Source organism: Phytohabitans flavus, from assembly GCF_011764545.1.
GTDB classification, from domain to species: domain Bacteria; phylum Actinomycetota; class Actinomycetes; order Mycobacteriales; family Micromonosporaceae; genus Phytohabitans; species Phytohabitans flavus.
Map to the genome: position 1 here is coordinate 3253216 of NZ_AP022870.1, position 17436 is coordinate 3270651.

At 69.9% G+C, this 17436-nt stretch carries 20 protein-coding genes; 13 read left to right on the top strand and 7 right to left on the bottom strand.

The window, feature by feature from the left end:
* A complete protein-coding gene (locus Pflav_RS14180) occupies positions 1–867 on the bottom strand; it encodes a hypothetical protein (protein ID WP_173036587.1) in 867 nt (288 codons plus the stop codon).
* Between the two features lie 188 nt (positions 868–1055).
* On the opposite strand from Pflav_RS14180, the gene Pflav_RS14185 reads away from it, so the two are divergent.
* The 11 genes from Pflav_RS14185 to Pflav_RS14235 all read left to right on the top strand — a co-directional run bounded on the left by Pflav_RS14185 (position 1056) and on the right by Pflav_RS14235 (position 9452).
* Positions 1056–2075 (top strand): MFS transporter, encoded by a 1020-nt coding sequence (locus tag Pflav_RS14185; RefSeq protein ID WP_173036588.1) that lies wholly within the window; start codon positions 1056–1058, stop codon positions 2073–2075.
* 5 nt (positions 2076–2080) lie between these two features.
* Positions 2081–2569: an MFS transporter gene (locus tag Pflav_RS47405; RefSeq protein ID WP_173036589.1), complete on the top strand. Its 489-nt coding sequence runs from the start codon at positions 2081–2083 to the stop codon at positions 2567–2569.
* Positions 2502–3425, top strand: a complete 924-nt coding sequence (locus tag Pflav_RS14195) for a LysR family transcriptional regulator (protein WP_173036590.1) — start codon at positions 2502–2504, stop codon at positions 3423–3425. Before Pflav_RS47405 ends, Pflav_RS14195 begins: the two co-directional genes overlap by 68 nt.
* A 37-nt stretch (positions 3426–3462) precedes the next feature.
* Positions 3463–4113: a carboxymuconolactone decarboxylase family protein gene (locus Pflav_RS14200; protein ID WP_173036591.1), complete on the top strand. Its 651-nt coding sequence runs from the start codon at positions 3463–3465 to the stop codon at positions 4111–4113.
* Positions 4114–4229: 116 nt separating this feature from the next.
* Positions 4230–5588, top strand: coding sequence for a cytochrome P450 (locus Pflav_RS14205; protein ID WP_173036592.1), 1359 nt, complete (start codon positions 4230–4232; stop codon positions 5586–5588).
* Positions 5519–5794, top strand: a complete 276-nt coding sequence (locus Pflav_RS14210; protein ID WP_232072674.1) for a hypothetical protein — start codon at positions 5519–5521, stop codon at positions 5792–5794. Before Pflav_RS14205 ends, Pflav_RS14210 begins: the two co-directional genes overlap by 70 nt.
* Positions 5794–6687, top strand: a complete 894-nt coding sequence (locus tag Pflav_RS14215) for a DODA-type extradiol aromatic ring-opening family dioxygenase (RefSeq protein WP_173036593.1) — start codon at positions 5794–5796, stop codon at positions 6685–6687. The genes Pflav_RS14210 and Pflav_RS14215 overlap by 1 nt, the downstream gene beginning before the upstream one ends.
* A complete protein-coding gene (locus tag Pflav_RS14220; protein ID WP_173036594.1) occupies positions 6684–7610 on the top strand; it encodes a fumarylacetoacetate hydrolase family protein in 927 nt (308 codons plus the stop codon). The genes Pflav_RS14215 and Pflav_RS14220 overlap by 4 nt, the downstream gene beginning before the upstream one ends.
* On the top strand, positions 7607–8047 hold the full coding sequence (locus Pflav_RS14225; protein WP_173036595.1) for a nuclear transport factor 2 family protein: 441 nt from the start codon (positions 7607–7609) through the stop codon (positions 8045–8047). The genes Pflav_RS14220 and Pflav_RS14225 overlap by 4 nt, the downstream gene beginning before the upstream one ends.
* A complete protein-coding gene (locus tag Pflav_RS14230) occupies positions 8044–8904 on the top strand; it encodes an alpha/beta fold hydrolase (RefSeq protein WP_173036596.1) in 861 nt (286 codons plus the stop codon). The genes Pflav_RS14225 and Pflav_RS14230 overlap by 4 nt, the downstream gene beginning before the upstream one ends.
* A gap of 14 nt (positions 8905–8918) precedes the next feature.
* Positions 8919–9452: an FCD domain-containing protein gene (locus tag Pflav_RS14235; RefSeq protein WP_173036597.1), complete on the top strand. Its 534-nt coding sequence runs from the start codon at positions 8919–8921 to the stop codon at positions 9450–9452.
* A gap of 81 nt (positions 9453–9533) precedes the next feature.
* On the opposite strand, the gene Pflav_RS14240 is transcribed toward Pflav_RS14235, so the two are convergent.
* Genes Pflav_RS14240 through Pflav_RS14250 form a run of 3 tightly spaced genes read right to left on the bottom strand, consistent with a single transcriptional unit; the run spans position 9534 to position 11766 of the window.
* A complete protein-coding gene (locus tag Pflav_RS14240) occupies positions 9534–10157 on the bottom strand; it encodes a DAK2 domain-containing protein (RefSeq protein WP_173036598.1) in 624 nt (207 codons plus the stop codon).
* Between the two features lie 8 nt (positions 10158–10165).
* Entirely contained in the window at positions 10166–11161 is a 996-nt protein-coding gene (locus Pflav_RS14245; RefSeq protein WP_173036599.1) for a dihydroxyacetone kinase subunit DhaK, read from the bottom strand.
* 35 nt (positions 11162–11196) lie between these two features.
* A complete protein-coding gene (locus Pflav_RS14250) occupies positions 11197–11766 on the bottom strand; it encodes an HD domain-containing protein (RefSeq protein ID WP_173036600.1) in 570 nt (189 codons plus the stop codon).
* A 229-nt stretch (positions 11767–11995) separates the two neighbouring features.
* Here Pflav_RS14250 and Pflav_RS14255 point away from each other — a divergent pair, with 229 nt between their 5' ends.
* Together Pflav_RS14255 and Pflav_RS14260 are read left to right on the top strand one after the other, a co-directional pair.
* Entirely contained in the window at positions 11996–12865 is an 870-nt protein-coding gene (locus Pflav_RS14255; protein WP_173036601.1) for a hypothetical protein, read from the top strand.
* A gap of 14 nt (positions 12866–12879) precedes the next feature.
* Complete coding sequence (locus Pflav_RS14260; RefSeq protein WP_173036602.1) at positions 12880–13734, top strand: hypothetical protein; 855 nt, start codon at positions 12880–12882, stop codon at positions 13732–13734.
* A 523-nt stretch (positions 13735–14257) separates the two neighbouring features.
* On the opposite strand, the gene dapA is transcribed toward Pflav_RS14260, so the two are convergent.
* The 3 genes from dapA to Pflav_RS14275 are packed head-to-tail and all read right to left on the bottom strand — an operon-like array spanning position 14258 to position 17384.
* Positions 14258–15232 carry a 4-hydroxy-tetrahydrodipicolinate synthase gene (gene dapA / locus Pflav_RS14265; RefSeq protein ID WP_173036603.1) on the bottom strand — a complete coding sequence of 325 codons (975 nt, stop codon included), beginning with the start codon at positions 15230–15232 and terminating at the stop codon, positions 14258–14260.
* A complete protein-coding gene (locus tag Pflav_RS14270; RefSeq protein WP_173036604.1) occupies positions 15229–15924 on the bottom strand; it encodes a GntR family transcriptional regulator in 696 nt (231 codons plus the stop codon). The genes dapA and Pflav_RS14270 overlap by 4 nt, the downstream gene beginning before the upstream one ends.
* Entirely contained in the window at positions 15921–17384 is a 1464-nt protein-coding gene (locus Pflav_RS14275; protein WP_173036605.1) for a fumarylacetoacetate hydrolase family protein, read from the bottom strand. Before Pflav_RS14275 ends, Pflav_RS14270 begins: the two co-directional genes overlap by 4 nt.
* Positions 17385–17436 lie beyond the last annotated feature (52 nt).

Consider the following 17436-nt stretch of genomic DNA (forward strand, 5'->3'; position numbering starts at 1 on the left):
CTACTCCCAGGACTCGAGCAGGTCGTCCACCGCGGCGAAGGCTGTGTACAGGCCCTCGAACCCGGTGAAGTACATGGCCGACCCGGTGATGCCCTTGATGACCTGCTCCCGCGAGATCCCCCACGCCTTGCCGAGCAGTGCCGCCTCGCGCAGCCCCTCACGCGAGCCGGTGATGGTGTGGTGGCGCAGCATCAGGTACGGCGCGATCTGCTTGGGCAGCGTCTTGAGCGCGACCTCCCACTTGGCCCGGTTCACCTTGACGAACTCGGGGTGGTACTTCAACCCGAACAGGATCGAGTCGGGCAGGTACCCGATGGTCTTCTCGTACCACTCGGTGAGCGCCTTGCGGTCGGCGGCCGTCATGTCCCTTGTGGACAGATCAAGGCCGGCCTTGAAGGCTTCCGGGTCGGCGGTCCACCCGTCCGGGAAGGGCGCGAGCGGCTCCACCGGCGGCCCGTACGCCGGCAGCTGCTCGCCCACCGCGCGGAAGACGTGGCCCAGGCCGCGCATGCCCGCGTACAGCTGGGAGAACATCACCAGCTCCATGAGCTTCTCCTTCGACATGCCGTTGCGCCGAAGGGTGATGAACTCGTTGAGGATGCCGGTCTCCCAGCCGAGCATCATGTAGCTGTGGATGTTCTGGCTGCTGAGCAGGATCACGTTCGCGTGTGACGGGCGGCCGAAGAAGTCCGAGCCCCAGCGGTGCAGCTTCGCGAAGTCCGGTGCGTAGTCGAGCATCAGGCTGTTCGCGTACATCTCGTAGAGCGGTCCGCGCCAGCTCCACACCTTGACGAGATTGGCGTTGACCTCTTCCTCGGACGTCTCCCCCAGCCTGGTCAGGTCCAAGCCCTCGCTCGCGCCAACCATCGGTTCTCCGTTCCGTGCCGTCCCGCGTGACTTCGCGGTGATGGAGACTCTTACCGTCCGCCAGTGTGGAGCGTCACATGATTGACGCCGGCGGTAGTCAGGTAGGGTCTTACGTGCCGCCGATCGTATATGGAATGTGATTGTATGGTCAAGGTGATCGGCGCGCACCGCGATGACCTGGAGGACCGTTGAGCGGACCAGCAGAAGCGGAGATCCCCCTCGCCGGCCCGGTCGGCCCGCGCGCCGCCTTCATCTCGCTGCGTACCCGCAACTACCGGCTCTTCGCCATCGGACAGTTCTTCTCCAGCACCGGCCTCTGGGTGCAGCGCATCGCGCAGGACTGGCTCGTGCTGACCCTCACCGGCAGCGCCACGGCCGTCGGCATCACCACCGCACTACAGTTCCTGCCCTCGGTCCTGTTCGGGCTGCTCGGCGGCTTGCTGGCCGACCGGTACTCGAAGCGGCGCCTGCTGCTCATCACGCAGACCGCGGCGGCCCTGATGTCCGCCCTGCTGGCCGTCCTCACCCTCACCGGCGTGGTGCACGCGTGGCATGTCTTCGTCATCGCCTTCGCGCTCGGCACCGCCGCCGCCCTGGAGATCCCCACCCGGCACTCGTTCGTCAACGAGCTTGTCCCGCCAGCCCAGCTGCGCAACGCGATAAGCCTGAACGCCGCGATCTTCCAGCTCGGCGCGCTGATCGGGCCGGCGATCAGCGGATACCTCGTCACCGCCGTCGGTCCCGGCTACTCCTTCGCCATCAACGCCGCGGCGTACCTGGCCCCGATGGTCGCGCTGCTGCGGATGCGGGGGGACGCCTTGCGCCACCCGGTCCGGCCGGCGGTCACCGAGCGGGCCAGCCGCCAGCTCGTCGACGGCCTTCGCTACGTCGCCCACCGGCCCCAGATCCTGTGGCTCACGGTGCTGATCGGTACGTTCGGCATCTTCATCGCGAGCATCCCGGTGACGAACGCGGCGTTCGCGCGGATGGTCTTCCACAGCGGTGCCGCGGGCTACGGGATGCTCAGCTCGGTGGTGGCGATCGGCTCGGTCCTCGGCGCCCTCTTCGCCGCCTCCCGAGGCCGCCCGAGACTGCGGACCAGCGTCCTGTCCGCGGCGGCCCTCGCGGGGCTCTTCCTGCTCGCCTCGGTCGTACCTGGGCTCGTCGGCTACGCGATCGTCGCGGGGCCATCGGTTTCGCCACGATGACCCTCGTGACGGCCGCGAACTCCACGGTCCAGACCGCCGCCGAGGACCATGTCCGGGGCCGGGTCATCGGGCTGTACATGCTCGTGTTCCTCGGCGGCGGCGCGATCGGCGGACCGATCATCGGAGCCGTCGCCGAGTACTTCGGGCCGCGCGCCGGCATGCTCGTCGCCGGTGTGGCCGCCGGGCTTGTGACGCTGGTGGTCGCCGTGCAGCTGGGCCGGGCGGTCGGCTTCCGGTTCCGGCTTCGCCGGGTGCGCCGGCCGGCCGCCGCGGTCGTGGTCGCCGCGGCAACCCGGCAGCCGCAGCCCACAGGCATCGTCTCCGACTCGGGGAACCCGGGCAAGGCTAGGCTTCCAGCACGATATCCGATACGATGTCGTATCGCGGCAGTGCCGGCCGCCCTCCCAACGGGAGTGACACAAGCGCGTGGACGTCAACTACACCATCCGCCAGCTGCAATACTTCGTCGCGGTCGCGCAGACCGGCACGATTAGTGCCGCGGCGAGCCGCGTCCATGTCTCACAGTCCGCGCTCTCCCTGGCCGTCTCCCAGCTGGAGCGGGGCCTCGGCGTCAAGCTGCTGGTCCGGCACCGGGCCAAGGGCGTCGAGCTGACCCCGGCCGGGGCCCGGCTGCTACAGCACGCGGAGGCGCTGCTGGCCAAGGCGGCCGACCTCCAGTCGGAGGCGGGTGTGGAGCGGGGCGGCGCGCTCTCCGGCACGCTCGCGGTGGGCTGCTACACGACGCTCGCGCCGCTGTTCATCCCCCCGCTGCTGGCCGGGTTCAAGGAGGAGTGTCCGGGCATCATGCTGGAGCTCGCCGAGTACTCCCAGCCGGAGCTACAGCGGGACCTGCACGACGGCGTGCTGGAGCTGGCGCTGCTCTACGACTACCAGCTCGACGCCGACCTCGAGTACATCGAGGTGCGGACGCTGTACCCGCACGTGCTGATGGCCGAAGACCACCGCTTCGCCAAGGACGAGACGGTGAGCCTCACCGCCCTGGCCAACGAGCCGATGATCCTCTTCGACGTGCCGCCCAGCCGGGAAAACTGGGAGCGGATGATGAGCACCATCGGCATCGAGCCGATGCTCGGCCACCGCACTCATAACTTCGAGCTCACCCGTTGCCTGGTGGGGCGCGGGCTCGGCTACGCGGTGCTCTTCCAGCACCCGACGGTCGACCTGACGTACGAGGGGCGGCGGGTCGTGGCCCGGCCCATCGAGGAAAACGTGCCGCCGATCCAGCTCGTGCTCGCGTACCCGTCGCGGACAAGCCTCACCGCCCGCGCGCACGCCTTCGCCGACTTCGCCATCGCCGCGCTCGCCGGACACCCGACACACCGTGAGTGAGCTGTCCGGCCGGCCACGCTCGGCACAGGATCCGCGCGTGGGTCTGACCGACCCCGAAACACTCACCGGGCCCCGGCGCGCGCTGTACGACGCGATCGCGGGCGGGCCCCGCCGGCAGCAGCGGGGCCAGGTGCCGATCGCCGACGAGCAGGGCAGGTTGCTCGGACCGTTCGGCCTCATGCTGATCGCCCCCGAGGTGGGTGACGCCGTCCAGCGGCTCGGCGCGGCGCTGCGCTTCCAGAGCGGCCTGAGCCCGCGCGTCCGCGAGCTGGCCATCCTCACCGTGGCCGTGGCGACGGGCTGCGAGTTCGAGTGGTGGGCGCACGAGCAGGCCGCCCTGGCCGCCGGCCTGGACCCCGCACAGCTACAGTCCATCTTGGACGGCAGTTTGCCCGAGGGCCTCACCGGCGCCGAGCGGGAAGCCGCCCGTGTATGCCTCGCCCTCGCCCACCGGCACCGGCTCGACGACGACGAGTATGCGAGCGCCGAGCGCACCCTCGGCCCGGTCACGCTCGCGGAGCTCACCTGGCTCGTCGGCTACTACTCCACGCTCGCCCTCGCGCTCGCCGTCTTCGCCCCGCCCTCGCCCGCGCCCTCGACCGAAGGCCAGCCCTCGCCCTCGACGGGAGAGCAGCCTTCGCCCTCGACCGGAGACCAGCCGGATACTTCATCGCGGAAACCGAGGTAGAAGGCAAGGAATGCAGGTTTGACGCTCGTTCTCGGGCGTTCCTAGGCTGCGGTACTACGTCTCCGCAGCGGCCACCACGGGCCACGGCGGACGGTCCGGCGGTGAGGTGAACGGTAGTGCCTTCAGACCAAAAGACGATCGTCGACGAGATTTCGCTGTCCGACCTCTACGACGACCCGTATCCGATCTACCGGCGGCTGCGCACGGAGGCGCCGGTGGCCTGGGTGCCGGTCGCCAACCGATATCTCGTGACCCGCTACGACGACATCGTCCATCTTGAACGGCACCCGGAAATCTTCATCGCCAACGAGCACGGTTCGCTGATGACCCGCATCATGGGCCACACGTTGCTGCGCAAGGACGGCGCCGCGCACCGCCGGGAGCGGGCCGCGGCCGAGGCGCCGATGCGCCCGCGTACCGTCAACCGGCACTGGATGCCGCTGTTCCAGCGCAACGCCGACGACCTGATCGACGAGTTCGCCGCCGACGGCGGGGGCGACCTGTTCCGGCAGTTCGCCGGGCCGCTCGCGGCGCGCAACCTCGCGCTGGTGCTCGGCCTGCGGGACGCCAGCGACGTGGACATGCAGCGGTGGTCGCAGGCGATGATGGACGGCGGCGGCAACTACGCCGACGACCCGGTGGTCTGGGAGCGGGCCGACAAGGCCGCGGCCGAGATCGACGAGGCCGTCTACGCGGCGGTCCGGCACGTGCGCGAGCACCCCGACGAGTCGGTCATCTCCTCGATGGTGCACGCCGCGGACCCGCTGACCGTCGACGAGATCCGCGCCAACGTGAAGGTCTTCGTCGGCGGCGGGCTCAACGAGCCGCGCGACTCCATCTCCGTTGCGATCTGGGCCGTGCTGACCCACCCGGAAATCCGTGCCGCGGTCGAGCAGGACCCGGCGCGGTGGCGGGCGGTGTTCGAGGAAGCGATCCGCTGGGTCGCGCCGATCGGCATGTACCCCCGAGAGGTCGCGCAGCCCGTCGAGCTGGGCGGTGTGACCCTGGAGCCCGGCTCCCGCCTCGGCGTGTGCATCGGCTCCGCCAACCGCGACGAGAGCGTCTTCGAGCGGCCGGACGACTTCGACATCAACCGGCCCAGCAAGGCGCACATCGCATTCGGCGGCGGCCCGCATTTCTGCCTCGGCACCTGGGTCGCACGCGCGCAGGTCGCCCAGGTCGCGCTCCCGACGCTCTTCCGGCGGCTGCCCGACCTTCGGCTCAGCGACACCCAGGAAGTACGGCTCGGCGGTTGGGTGTTCCGCGGGCTGCTCAACCTGCCCACCCTTTGGGGGTGTGAGCCATGCTGCCGCCGCCACCGTTCAACCTGGACGAGCCGGGCACGATCGAGTTCACCGCGCGGCGGGCGCTCGAAGGGCAGGCGCTCAACCGGTTCGCGCTCAGCCTGCGCAAGCCGGACAACCGCGCCGCGTTCCTCGCCGACGAGGCGGCGTACATGCGCGCCGCCGACCTGAGCGACGACGAGATCGACCTGGTACGCCAGCGCGACTGGACCGGCCTCATGCGGGCCGGCGGCCACCTCCAGTCGGTGCTCAAGCTCGCCGCGACCGTCGGCCAGGACCTCTGGCACGTCGGCGCCCACAACGCCGGTTGTACGAAGGACGAGCTTGTCGCCGCGTGCCCGCGCCGGGTCACCGGGCTGCCGGGGAGTGACGGCTGATGGCCCGCGTCGTCGCCGGGATCGGCATCTCGCACACCCCGTCCATGGGCATCGAGTTCGACCGCGGGATGGCCAGCGAGTCCGGCTTCAGCCCGCGCTGGCAGCCGTGGTACGACGGCACCCGGCGGGTCGAGCGGCTCCTGCACGCGCTGGCACCGGACCACCTCGTCGTGGTGTACAACGACCACCTCAACTACTTCGACCTCGACAACTACCCGACGCTCGCCATCGGGGTCGGCGACCGGTTCCGGCAGGCGGACGAGGGCTGGGGGCCGCGGCCGGTGCCCGACCTCAACGGCGACGTCCGATGGGGCCTGCACCTCACCGAGCACCTCGTCGCCAGCGAGTTCGACATGACGGTGAGCCAGGACCTCGCGGTGGACCACGGCATCTTCTCCTGGATGCCGTACCTGCTTGAGCGCCCCTGGCCGGTCGCCATCACGCCGATCGCGGTCAACATGATCCGCCACCCCCTGCCGACAGCGCACCGGCTGTACTGCCTCGGCCGCGCTATCCGCGCCGGCATCGAGTCCTTCGACGCGGACGAGCGGGTCGTCGTGGTCAGCACCGGCGGCATGTCCCACCAGATCAGCGGCGCGCGGTTCGGCATCGCGAACGAGGGCCTCGACCAGTGGTTCCTGGAGATGCTCCCGGAGCATCTCGACGAGCTGATGGCGATTCCGGTACGCGAGTACATGCGCTACGGCGGGACCGAGGCCGCCGAGCTGTCGCTCTGGTTCGCCATGCGCTCGGCGCTTTCCCCAGACGCCCGTGCGGTGTACAGCTTCCAGACGTTTCCCGCGGTGACCGGCTGCGGCGCGCTGATGATGCTCGAGCCCGGCGTGACGGTCGCGCTCGACGAGCAGGACGAGAAGACGGAGGCAACCCGATGAGGTTCGGCACGGTCCGCGCGAACGGGCACGAGCGCGTGGTGCTCGGCGTCGGCGAGGAGCGGGCGCTCCCGCTTGACGGCGTAACCAGTCTCGCCCGCGTCATCGAGGAGTGGCCGGCGGCCGAGCCCGCGGTCAAGCAGGCCCTCGCCGGCGACCTGACGCGGGCGCGGCACGTCGACCAGTTCGAGTGGCTGCCACCGATCCCCCGCCCCGGGAAAGTCATCTGCGTGGCGCTGAACAACAGCGCCAACACCGACCGCATCATGAGCGGACCCAAGCATCCCGCGATGTTCCTCAAGCCGGCGAGCGCGCTCATCGGCCACGGACAGTCGATCCGGCTCCGCGCGGAGTACGGCCGGGTGCACCCCGAGCCGGAGCTCGCGGTGGTGGTCGGCCGGGGCGGCGAGGATATCCCGCGCGACGCGGCCATGGACCACGTCTTCGGGTACACCATCATGAACGACCTCACCTCGCCCACCATGCGGGGCGAGGACACGTTCCACTACCGTGCCATCCACCCCGCCGCCGACGGCTCCGGCGATGTGTCCTACGTGGACACCTGGGTCACGTACCCGATGCGCTACAAGGGCTCCGACACGTTCGGTCCGATCGGTCCGTGGGTCGCCACGAAGGACGACATCCCGGACCCGCACGACCTGACCATCCGCTGCCTGCACCAGGGACGCGTCGTCACCGAGGACAACACGCGAAACCTGCTGCACTCGGTGGCCGACGTCATCGCGTTCGTGTCGCGGTACACGGCGCTGGAGACCGGCGACATCATCGCGATGGGCACCGCACTGAAGGCGTCCGCGAAGGGCGGCTCGGCCGTGCAGAACGTCGACCTCACCACGCTCGGCGGGCCGGTCGACGTGACCATCTCCGGCATCGGCACGCTGAGCAGCCCGGTGGAGATGCGATGACGGCGGAGATCCGGGCCGCCGTCGACGCGGTGATGGCGGAGTGGGCGTGGCACATCGACCACGGCGACGTCGACGCGCTTGTCGCGCTCTTCACCGACGACGCGCGGTACGTCGCCGGTGGCGTGACCCTCGACGGCAAGGGCGAGATCGAGGAGCGCTACAGGTCGCGTACCCGGCACGGCGCCCGGACCACCCGGCACGTCTACAGTGGACTGCGCCTGACCGAGGTCACCCCGGCGGCAGTCCGGGCGACGAGCACCTGGATCTGCTACGCGGCCAACGCGCCGGCACCTGTGGAAGGTACCCGGGTGTTCCTCGTCGCGGACTTCCTCGACCGGCTGACCCACTGCGCCGACGGGCGGTGGCGGCTGGCCGAGCGCACCATCGTCGACGTCTTTCGGGACTCCACGCTTGCCCCGGTGCGGGTACCGGTATGACGGCGCCGACCCCGTTCGCCGTCGACGTACCCGGAGGCCGGCTGTACGGCGAGGCGGCCGGCGCCGGTCCGGCCGTGGTACTCCTGCACGGGTTCGGCTGTGACATGTCGATGTGGGACCCGCAGTTCGAGGAGTTCGCGCGGCGGCATCGGACGGTCCGGTACGACATGCGCGGCTTCGGTGAGTCCGCGCCGCCGGTCGCCGGTGCCGATCACGTCGCCGACCTGCTCGCCGTCCTCGACGCGCTCGACGTCGCGCGGGCGCACCTTGTCGGTCTCTCGCTCGGCGGCAACCTCGGGCTCGCAGCCGCGGTCGAGGCACCGGACCGGGTCGCCAGCCTTGTGCTCTGCTCCCCCGGGCTGCCCGGGCACCGGTGGACGACGCCCCGGCCGCCCGACGAGGCAGCGGCCGTGGCCCGCCGCGACGGAATCGCCGCTGCCAAGGACTTCTGGCTCAGCCACAAGCTATTCGAACCTACCCGTGCCCACCCGACGGCATATCGCGCGCTGGCGTCGATGGTCGAGCGGTTCGCCGGCGCACCGTGGCGCGATGGGGCCGCGGTCGAGCCACTCCCCCCGGTGGCGGACCGGCTCGGCGCGGTGGCGGCCACCACGCTCGTCGTCAACGGCGAGCAGGACCTGCCTGGCTACCGAGAGATCGGCGAGATCGTACATCGGGGCGTGCCCCGCGCCGAGCGCCGCGAGGTATCCGGCGCCGGCCATTTCGTAAGCCTCGAACAGCCCACCGCCTTCAACCGCCTCGCCGACCGTTTCCTCGACCGGGTCGACCGGAGCCCCACGACCGACCGGCACCACAGGTCCGGGCCGACAGCGGCATCCGACCGGGCGAGATCGTGATCCTGGAGGAGAAGATGACACCCCACGACCTGAACCCCCGCACATTCCGGCCCGGCCAGCAGGGACCGTCCTCCGCGACGATGGTCGAGGAGGAGCCGTCGAGCCCGGGCGCGTCGCCCGACGGGTGGACGGACGACCCGCAGTCGCGCGGCCGGATCGTCGAGGCGATCGCGATGCTGGAGTCGGCGGCGACCGCGATGGGTGCCGCGGCGTTGACCCCGGCCGACCTGCGTTCGGCACGGCAGACCAACCAGCTGCTCGCCGAGGCCGCCGGGCACGAGGTGCCCGGCCGCGTGGTCGAGCTGATCGGCGAGTTTCACCGGCAGCTCTACGCCCGCTGCGCCAACTCGCGGCTAATCGAGCTGATCGGCGAGGAGATGACGCTGCTGCGGGCGGTCGAGCACGACCCGGTGCGGCTGTCACCGGCCCGGCTGCGCGGGATCGTCGAGGAGCACGAACAGCTTGTCGACCTCATCGCGACCGATCCCACGGCGCCGACAATCCGGTACGTGCTTCGCGCGCACCGCGAGCGCGTCTGCTACCTGTGAGGCGCCCGCCGTGGGCGCGACCGCGATCGGTGAGGGGTCGGCTGCCGCACGGCGAAGGGCACGTCGCGGTGCGGCAGCCGGTCAGTCCCGCTCCGCCCCGGCGGCGATGGCCCCGGCGATGACCGCCCAGGCGCTCGCGCCGGCGTCCGGCCGGCCCTGCGCCCGCTCGCCGATCCAGCCCGCCCGCCCCACCTGGGGACGCATCGACGCGGTGGCTTCGGCACCCGCGCGGGCACCGTCGGCGGCCGCGCGGAGCGCGGCGATCGGGTCGTCCCCGGCGGCACCGGCCCGGTCCCGGGACGCCAGCAGCCCGTCGAGCACCGTGCGCTGCCCCGCGTGTACACCGCCGCGGCGTGCCACGCCCGCGGCCATCACGTCGAGGGCCCCGACGACGTCCGCCGCCGCCAGCTCCGTCCGGCCGGCGAGCGCCCGCCCCGCGTCCCGCCACGCCATGCCCAGCAACGTGCCGAATGTGGACGGTGCGGCACGGCTCAACGCTCCACCGGCGCGCAGCAGAAGGGCGCCGGCGTCCCCCGCCTCGTCGCCGGCGAGCTCTTTCTCCACGGCGGCGAACCCGATCGCGAGGCTTTCACCGAGGTCGCCGTCGCCGGCCGCGGCGTCGAGCGCGGTCAGCTCGGCCCGAGCGTCGAGGACCCGGGCGCACGCATTCAGCAGCCCGGCACGCAGCCGCGTGGTGTCAAGCACGCGCTCGCTCATGCCGGGGCCTGGCTCGCGGTCGCGGCGGCGATCAGCGGCTCGATCGTCTCGTCCAGGTGGAGCAGGCTGATCGACGCGCCGGCCATCTCCAGCGATGTCGCGTACTCCCCGACGAAGACGTGGCGCGGCACGATCCGCGCCTTCTCCAGTAGCTGGTGCACCGCGCGGTAGATGATGTACAGCTCCTCGCGGGGTGTGGCACCGAGGCCGTTGACGAGCACCGCGACCTCGTCGCCTGCGGCGAGGGACAGCTCGGCGACAAGTTGCGGCACCATCTCGTGGGCGAGTTCGTCCACTGTGACCAGTGGGCCGCGCCGGGTGCCGGGCTCGCCGTGGATGCCCGTGCCGATTTCCATCTCGTCGGCCGCCAGCGCGAAGTTGGGCGTACCGACGGTGGGCAGGATCGCGCCGGAGAGGGCGACGCCGATGCTTCGCGTACGGTCGAGGGTGTGCCGGGCCAGCGCGGCGACGTCGGCCAGGCTCCGGCCGGCACGCGCGGCCAGACCCGCCACCGCGTAGCCGAAGAAGATGCCGGCGATGCCCCGCCGCTGGTCCGCCTGCTCCGCCGGTGCGGAGAGGATGTCGTCGGCGCCGCGCACCGACTCGACGGTGATGCCGTAGTCGCTCGCGAGATCCGCCGCGGCCTCGAAGTTGATCCGGTCGCCACCGTAGTTGCCGTACAGGTAGAGCACGCCCTCGCCGGTGTCGATAGCCCTGGTGACCGACAGCATGACGTCCGCGCTCGGCGAGGCGAACATGTTGCCGACCGAGCAGCCATCGGCGAGCCCGCGCACCACGTACCCGACGAACAGCGGCAGGTGGCCGGAGCCGCCGCCGGTCGCGATCGCCACCCTCGGCCGCTCCGGACGGTCGGCGCGGACCACCGCGCGGGGCTCGTCGGGCAACCGGCGCACCTGGCCGGGATGGGCCAACAGCAGACCTTCAAGGGCCTCGTCGGCGAAGCGCTCCGGGTCGTTGAGAAATTTACGCATGGGACGGCACGGCTTCCCTTCAGCTATGCGGACGCTCAGCCGAAGGTCGGCTCGCGCCCGAACACCTCGTGGACCATCGGCTCGAAGTGCTCCATCGGCAGGTTGTCGTAGTCGGGGTCGAAGCAGTTCTCGTCGTAGTTCTCGCAGAAGTACACGGCGTCGTCGAACCACTCGTGACCGCGGAACCGCTCACGCACGTTCCGGTCGCCGCCGACGAAGTGCGCGTAGTAGTACATCGAGAAGATCGGGTGGTTCCTGAGGATCCACGTGATCCGGGGCGACACGAACGGCTTGATGACCGCGGCGGCGAGCTCGCCGTGCGAGTACGGCGCCAGGATGTCGCCGATGTCGTGGATCAGTGCGGCGACGACGTAGTCGGTCTCCTCCCCCGCCCGGAAGGCGCGGGTGGCCGACTGAAGGGAGTGTTGGGTCCGGTTCACCTGGTACCCGCCGACGCCCTCCTCCTCTATGGCGGTCAGCGCCACGATGATGCGGTGGGGAAGCTCCGCCTTCTGCGCCCGCTCGGCGAGCTTGACGGTCGCGAACTCCTCGGGCGAGCCGTCCTGCATGCGGGTGAACGTCACGGGACGCGGGACGATATCCATGGCACTCTCCGTAGCTAGAGCTTCACGTGGGGGCGCCGCGCGGCCGCGACAGGGCCCACGATTTCCGCGATCCACGCGGATTGTATAGGATTTTTGATCTCCTGGTCAACGGCGCAGCGCGGTGGCACACGTCCTGGACTTGATACGATTTCGTATTGTACGGTCACGGTGCCGGCGCTGACCGAGCGCGCCGCTTTCACCCATCCCATGACGCCCAGGAGGCCGCGCCATGACCGAGTTGAGCGAGGGTCTCGACCTGTCGGCCATCGACTCGATCTCGCCCGAGGAGGTCCAACAGAACCTCGCGCACATCTGGAGCTGGCGAGGCCCGCTCTACGAGACGTACGCGATGAGCCTTTACATCGACTACGCCCCGGACTTCGGCAAGCTCTCCCGCTGGAGCGGCGACGTCTTCGGCCGGCGCTCAGGCTCGCGCAACGTCATCCTGGCCAGCGCGCAGAACATCCACAGCTACATGATGATGGGCTGGGAAACGGGTCTGCGCAACGAGTTCTACGTCTTGTGGCGCAACGGGATGTCGAAGGAGGACGTGCTCGAACTGGTCATGTTCTCCCAGATGTACGCGGGCATGCGCGGCCTCGGCCACGTCTACCACGCGGTCGGCGACCTGCTGCCGATCTGGGCGCCGCCGAAGGAGCCGGCCGTGTACCCCGAGGGCTGGGCGGCCGACCCGGAGGCGTTCAAGTGCGGCCTCGACCTGAGCACCCGCGAGCTGACCGACTCCGACGTAGCCAACCTCACCGAGTGGTACGAGCGGACCATCGGCTACGTACCGAAGTCGATCAAGTTTGGTATCAAGCGCAACCCGAAGTTCGTCAAGCTCAACCGGGCCCGCTGGGAAGTCACCCTCAAGACGACTCCCAAGCAGCTCGCGCCGTACCTCATGCTGCGCCACCACACGATCACCGGCTCGATCGAAGGTCTTCGGGAGTCCGCCCTGCTCGGCAAGGCCTGGGGCATCACGCCCGATCTCATCGTGCGCGCGGTCACCAACACCGCCATGTACTTCACCCACTTCGAGGGGCTGTACGCGGTTGAGGAAGCACTCGAGGACATCCTCGAAAACTGGGACAAGTGACGGAGGAGTATCCAATGGCCAGAAGCGAGGGCCTCGACCTCAACAACATCGACGAGACGAGCGTCGAGGAAATCGACGACGCGCTCATCCACGTGTGGAGCTGGCGCGGCCCGCTCTACGAGATGTACGCGACGAGCCTGCAACTGGACAACGCCCCCGACTTCGGAAAGATCTCCCGCTGGGCGTCCGACCTCTTCGGCCGCCCGGCCGGCGAGCGCGCGGTGGTCCTGCAGAGCTGCCAGAACATCCACAGCTACATGATGCTGGGCTGGGAAACGGGCATCCGCAACGAGTTCGTCACCCTGTGGCGCAACGGGATGTCCAAGGAGTCACTCCTCGAACTCGTGATGTTCTCCCAGATGTACGCCGGCATGCGCGGTCTCGGCCACGCGTACCACGCCATCGGTGACTTCCTGCCGGCCTGGTCGCCGCCGAAGCAGGAAGTGCTGTTTCCGCTGGGCTGGGAGGCCGACCCGGAGGCATTTAAGTGCGGGCTCGACCTCAGCACGCGCGAGCTGACCGACAAGGACGTCGAAAACCTCACCGGCTGGTACGAGCGGACGATCGGCTACCTGCCGAAGTCGATCCAGTTCGGCATCAAGCGCAACCCCAAGTTCGTCAAGCTCAACCGGGCCCGCTGGGAAGTCACCCTGAAGCAGACCCCCAAACAGCTCGCGCCGTACCTGATGCTGCGCCACCACACGATCACCCAGTCGGTGGACGGTCTGCGGGAGTCCGCGCTGCTGGCCAAGGCGTGGGGCGTCGACTCGGACCTCATCATCCGGGCGATCACCAACACGGCGATGTACTTCACCGGTTTCGAGGGCCTGTACGCCGCCTACGAAGCCGTCGACGACCTCCTCGACTGAGCGGCGGATCAGGCTGCGGGAGCGTGGGCGGAAGTCAACGTCTGTCCAAGACCACTCCCTCCGGATCCCACTCCCTAACAGAGATTTGAGCTACCGCGATGTCCGCGGTGGTCCAGACCGCTGCTCCCGCGGCCTCACCCTCCGCGTCACACAACCCAACCCGGCCGCCGCCGCGGCCGGACGCTATCCGGCAGATCGTGGTACTTGGCTGTTGCTATAGGCACAGCCAAGTACCACGATCGCTCACGTTCCCCAACCTCGATCGCGCCAGCGATCGTGGTACGTGGGTGCCCCTCCAGGGGCAGCCACGTACCACGATCTGCCTGATGGTGTCCCGCTGTAGCGTCGATCAAGGAAAATCCGCGGCCGCAGGCCACGATCGGCGTCTTTGCGCGGGCCACGCCGGCCTGGGGTTGGCTTGTGTATCGCGGAGGGTGAGGCCGCGGGAGCAGCGGTCCGGACCACCGCGGACATCGCGGTAGCTCAAATCTATTGTGGACGGATCTGCGGTAAGAGGCAGGGCCTAGGAAGCGGCGGGTTGCGGTATCGGGGCGGCAAGCTGAGCGGCGACAGCGCCCACCGTCTCGTCGAGCACCTCGGCGCCCTCGACGAGCAGGCGCGAGATCTGCTCGATCCCGGACGGCGATGGTGTCACCAGCGGCGGGCGGACGAAGCCGGAGCCGATCAGGCCGGCCTGCGCGAGGACCCACTTCGCCGGCGCCGGGTTGGTCTCCACGAAGATCAGGTCGACAAGCGGGTGCAACGCGTAGTGCAGTGCCTGGGCGGTCTCCAGGTCGCCGGCGTCGGCCGCGTCGAACATCCGCGCCACCGCGCCGGGCGCGATATTGGCGACCGCGCTCACGAAGCCGATGCCGCCGAGCGAGAGCAGCGGCAGGCAGAGCAGCTCGATGCCGGACCAGACCAGCGTGTCCCGGCCCGCGGCGTAGAAGACGCGGGAGAAGTGCTCGAAGTCCTTTGTGGTCTCCTTGACGCCCACCACGTTGGCGAAGTCGCGCCGCAGCCGCGCGATCGTCTCCGGGGCGATGTCGACCGCGGTGCGGGACGGCACGTTGTAGACGACGATCGGCAGGTCGGGAAACTCCCGCGCGACCGTCGAGTACCAGGCGTAGAGGCCATGCTGGGTCGGGCGCGCGTAGTACGGCGTGATGACGAGCACCGCGTCAGCGCCCATCTCCCGGGCGGCCGCGGTCAGCCGCAGTGTCTCGTCGAGCGTCGCCGCGCCGGTGCCGGGCAGGAATGGGATCTCGTCGGCGGTCTCCTCGCTGACCACCCGCATCGCGGCGATCCGCTCGTCGGCGCTGAGCGCGCTCGGCTCGCCGGTGGAGCCGCCGATGGAGATGCCGTGCGAGCCGTTGGCCCGCTGCCACCGGACGAGCCGCCGCAGCCCCTCGGTGTCGAGCTCGCCGCCGGCGGTGAAGGGTGTGACGACCGGTGCGATCGACCCGCGGATCGTCGCCGGGTTTGCGCGAAACCTCACCGCCGGCCGCCGACCGGCTGCGAGGTGGCCGAGTGGCGCTCGAGGAACCTTTGTGCGGTGCGCATCCGGTGCGCCCGCGCGTAGTCCTCGATCTTTGTCGGCGTCGACTGGTTTTCGATCAGGTCGATGAGCCGGGTGTGCTCGGCGACCGCCTGCTGGGCACGCTCGGGGATGAACGCGAACGAGGAGCTCCGGATGCCGCGCACCCGCTCCCACTCCCGATCCACCAGGCCGAGCAGGTAGGTGTTGGGGCAGGCGCGGTAGAGCGTTTCGTGCAGCTCCTGGTTGAGGTTGCTGAAGCCGACCGGGTCGAGCCGCTCGAGGCTGCGCGCCATCGACTCGTTGAGCTTGCGCGCCGCCTTGATCTCCTTCTTGCCGAGGTGGGGCGCGGCGAGCGACGTGGCGGTGGCTTCGAGGATGGCGAGAGTCTCCATCGTCTCGCCATACGCCGTCGCGTCGACGCTGCGGACGGTGGCGCCGACGTTTCGCTTGAAGTCGACGTAGCCCTCGGCTTCGAGGCGCCGCAGTGCCTCGCGCACCGGGACAGCGCTGACGCCGATCTCGGCGGCCAGGCGGTCGAGCACCAGCCGGTATCCGGGCCCGAACGTGCCGTCGAGGATCCGCGCGCGGATCACTTCGTACGCGACCTCGGCCTTGGAGCCCTGTGCGACCCGCCCCGTCGTCGATGTCATGACTGCTCCGATCTCGCGCTCCAGGCCTCGTAGGCCGGTCGCCATTTCTTCGTCAACGGATAGAGCCCTTGCACCGCGTCACCGGCGGCGACGCGCTCGAATATGAAGCGCTCCTCGCGCTCCTGCTCGACGGCGTCGCGGGCCACCTCGGGCGCGATCGACCGAGGGACGACGACCACGCCGTCACCGTCGCCGACGATCAGATCGCCCGGACAGACCAAAGCCCCGCCGCAGGACACCGCGACGTCACTCTGCCAGGGCACGTGGCGGCGACCGAGCACCGCGGGATGGGCTCCGCCGGTGTAGACCGGCAGATCCATGGCAGCGATCGCGTGGTAGTCGCGCACCGCGCCGTCGGTGACGATGCCGGTTGCGCCGCGGAGCTGAGCACGCAGGGCGAGAATATCGCCGATGGTACCGGCGCTGGACTGCCCCCGTGCGCCGATCACGAGCACCTCACCCGGGGCGATCTCGTCGACGGCCCGCTTCTGCGCGTTGTAGCCGCCCCCGCGCTCGGCGAACAGGTCCTCGCGCAGCGGGAGGTACTCCAAAGTCTTGGCGAAGCCGATCATCTTAAGCTCGGGACGCGTCGCGTGCAGCCCGTCGAGGGTGCAGCCGTGCAGGCCGCGCTTGCGCAGCTGGGACGAGATGGTCGCGGTCGACACGTCGCGCAGGAGCCGCAGGACATCGGCGTTGCCGTCATCGCGGTCGCCGGTCCAGCCGGCGCCGTACGCCTGGGCGCGCACCCCATCGTCCACCTTGGGCATCGCGCCGATCGGCTCCAGCGGTGTCGGGTCCTGCACGATCGGGCTGACGAGCCGACCGGTGGTGAGCCCGTCGACGGGGCCGTCGGCGCCGCCGACCCAGACCTCGACCTCCACGGTGTCGCCCGGCGTGACGACGCTCGACCCGGTGGGCGTGCCGGTCAGGATGACGTCGCCGGGCTCAAGGGTCATCAGCCGGGACAGGTCGGCGACGATCTGGTCGAAGCCGAAGATGAGCTCCTCGCCCAGACAGGCGTCCTGCACCACGTCGCCGTTGACCCACGTGCGCAGATGCAGCCGCGCCGGGTCCACGCGCGCCGCGTCGAGCAGCTCCGGGCCGAGCGGGGTGAACCCATCGGCCCCCTTGGAGCGCACGTTCGACCCGGAGTCGGCGTACCGGAGGTCGTACACCCCGAAGTCGTTGGCCGCCGTGACCCAGGCGACGTGTGCCCACGCGTGCTCCACCGGCACCCGCTTGGCCCGCGTACCGATGATCAACGCCACCTCGCCCTCGAAGGCGAGCAGCTCGCAGCCGTGCGGGCGGTGCACACCCTGCCCGCTCCGCGCCACCGAGGTCGGCGGCTTCAGGAAGTACGAGGGGAAGGGCGGCGTCTTACCACGCTCGGCGGCCCGGCTTCGATAGCTCAAATGGACCGCGACGACCTTGCCCGGCAAGCGATCTTCGAGAGTCGCCACCCAACCTCCTTTCGCCGGTCATATCATATAACATGACCTACACGAATAAGGG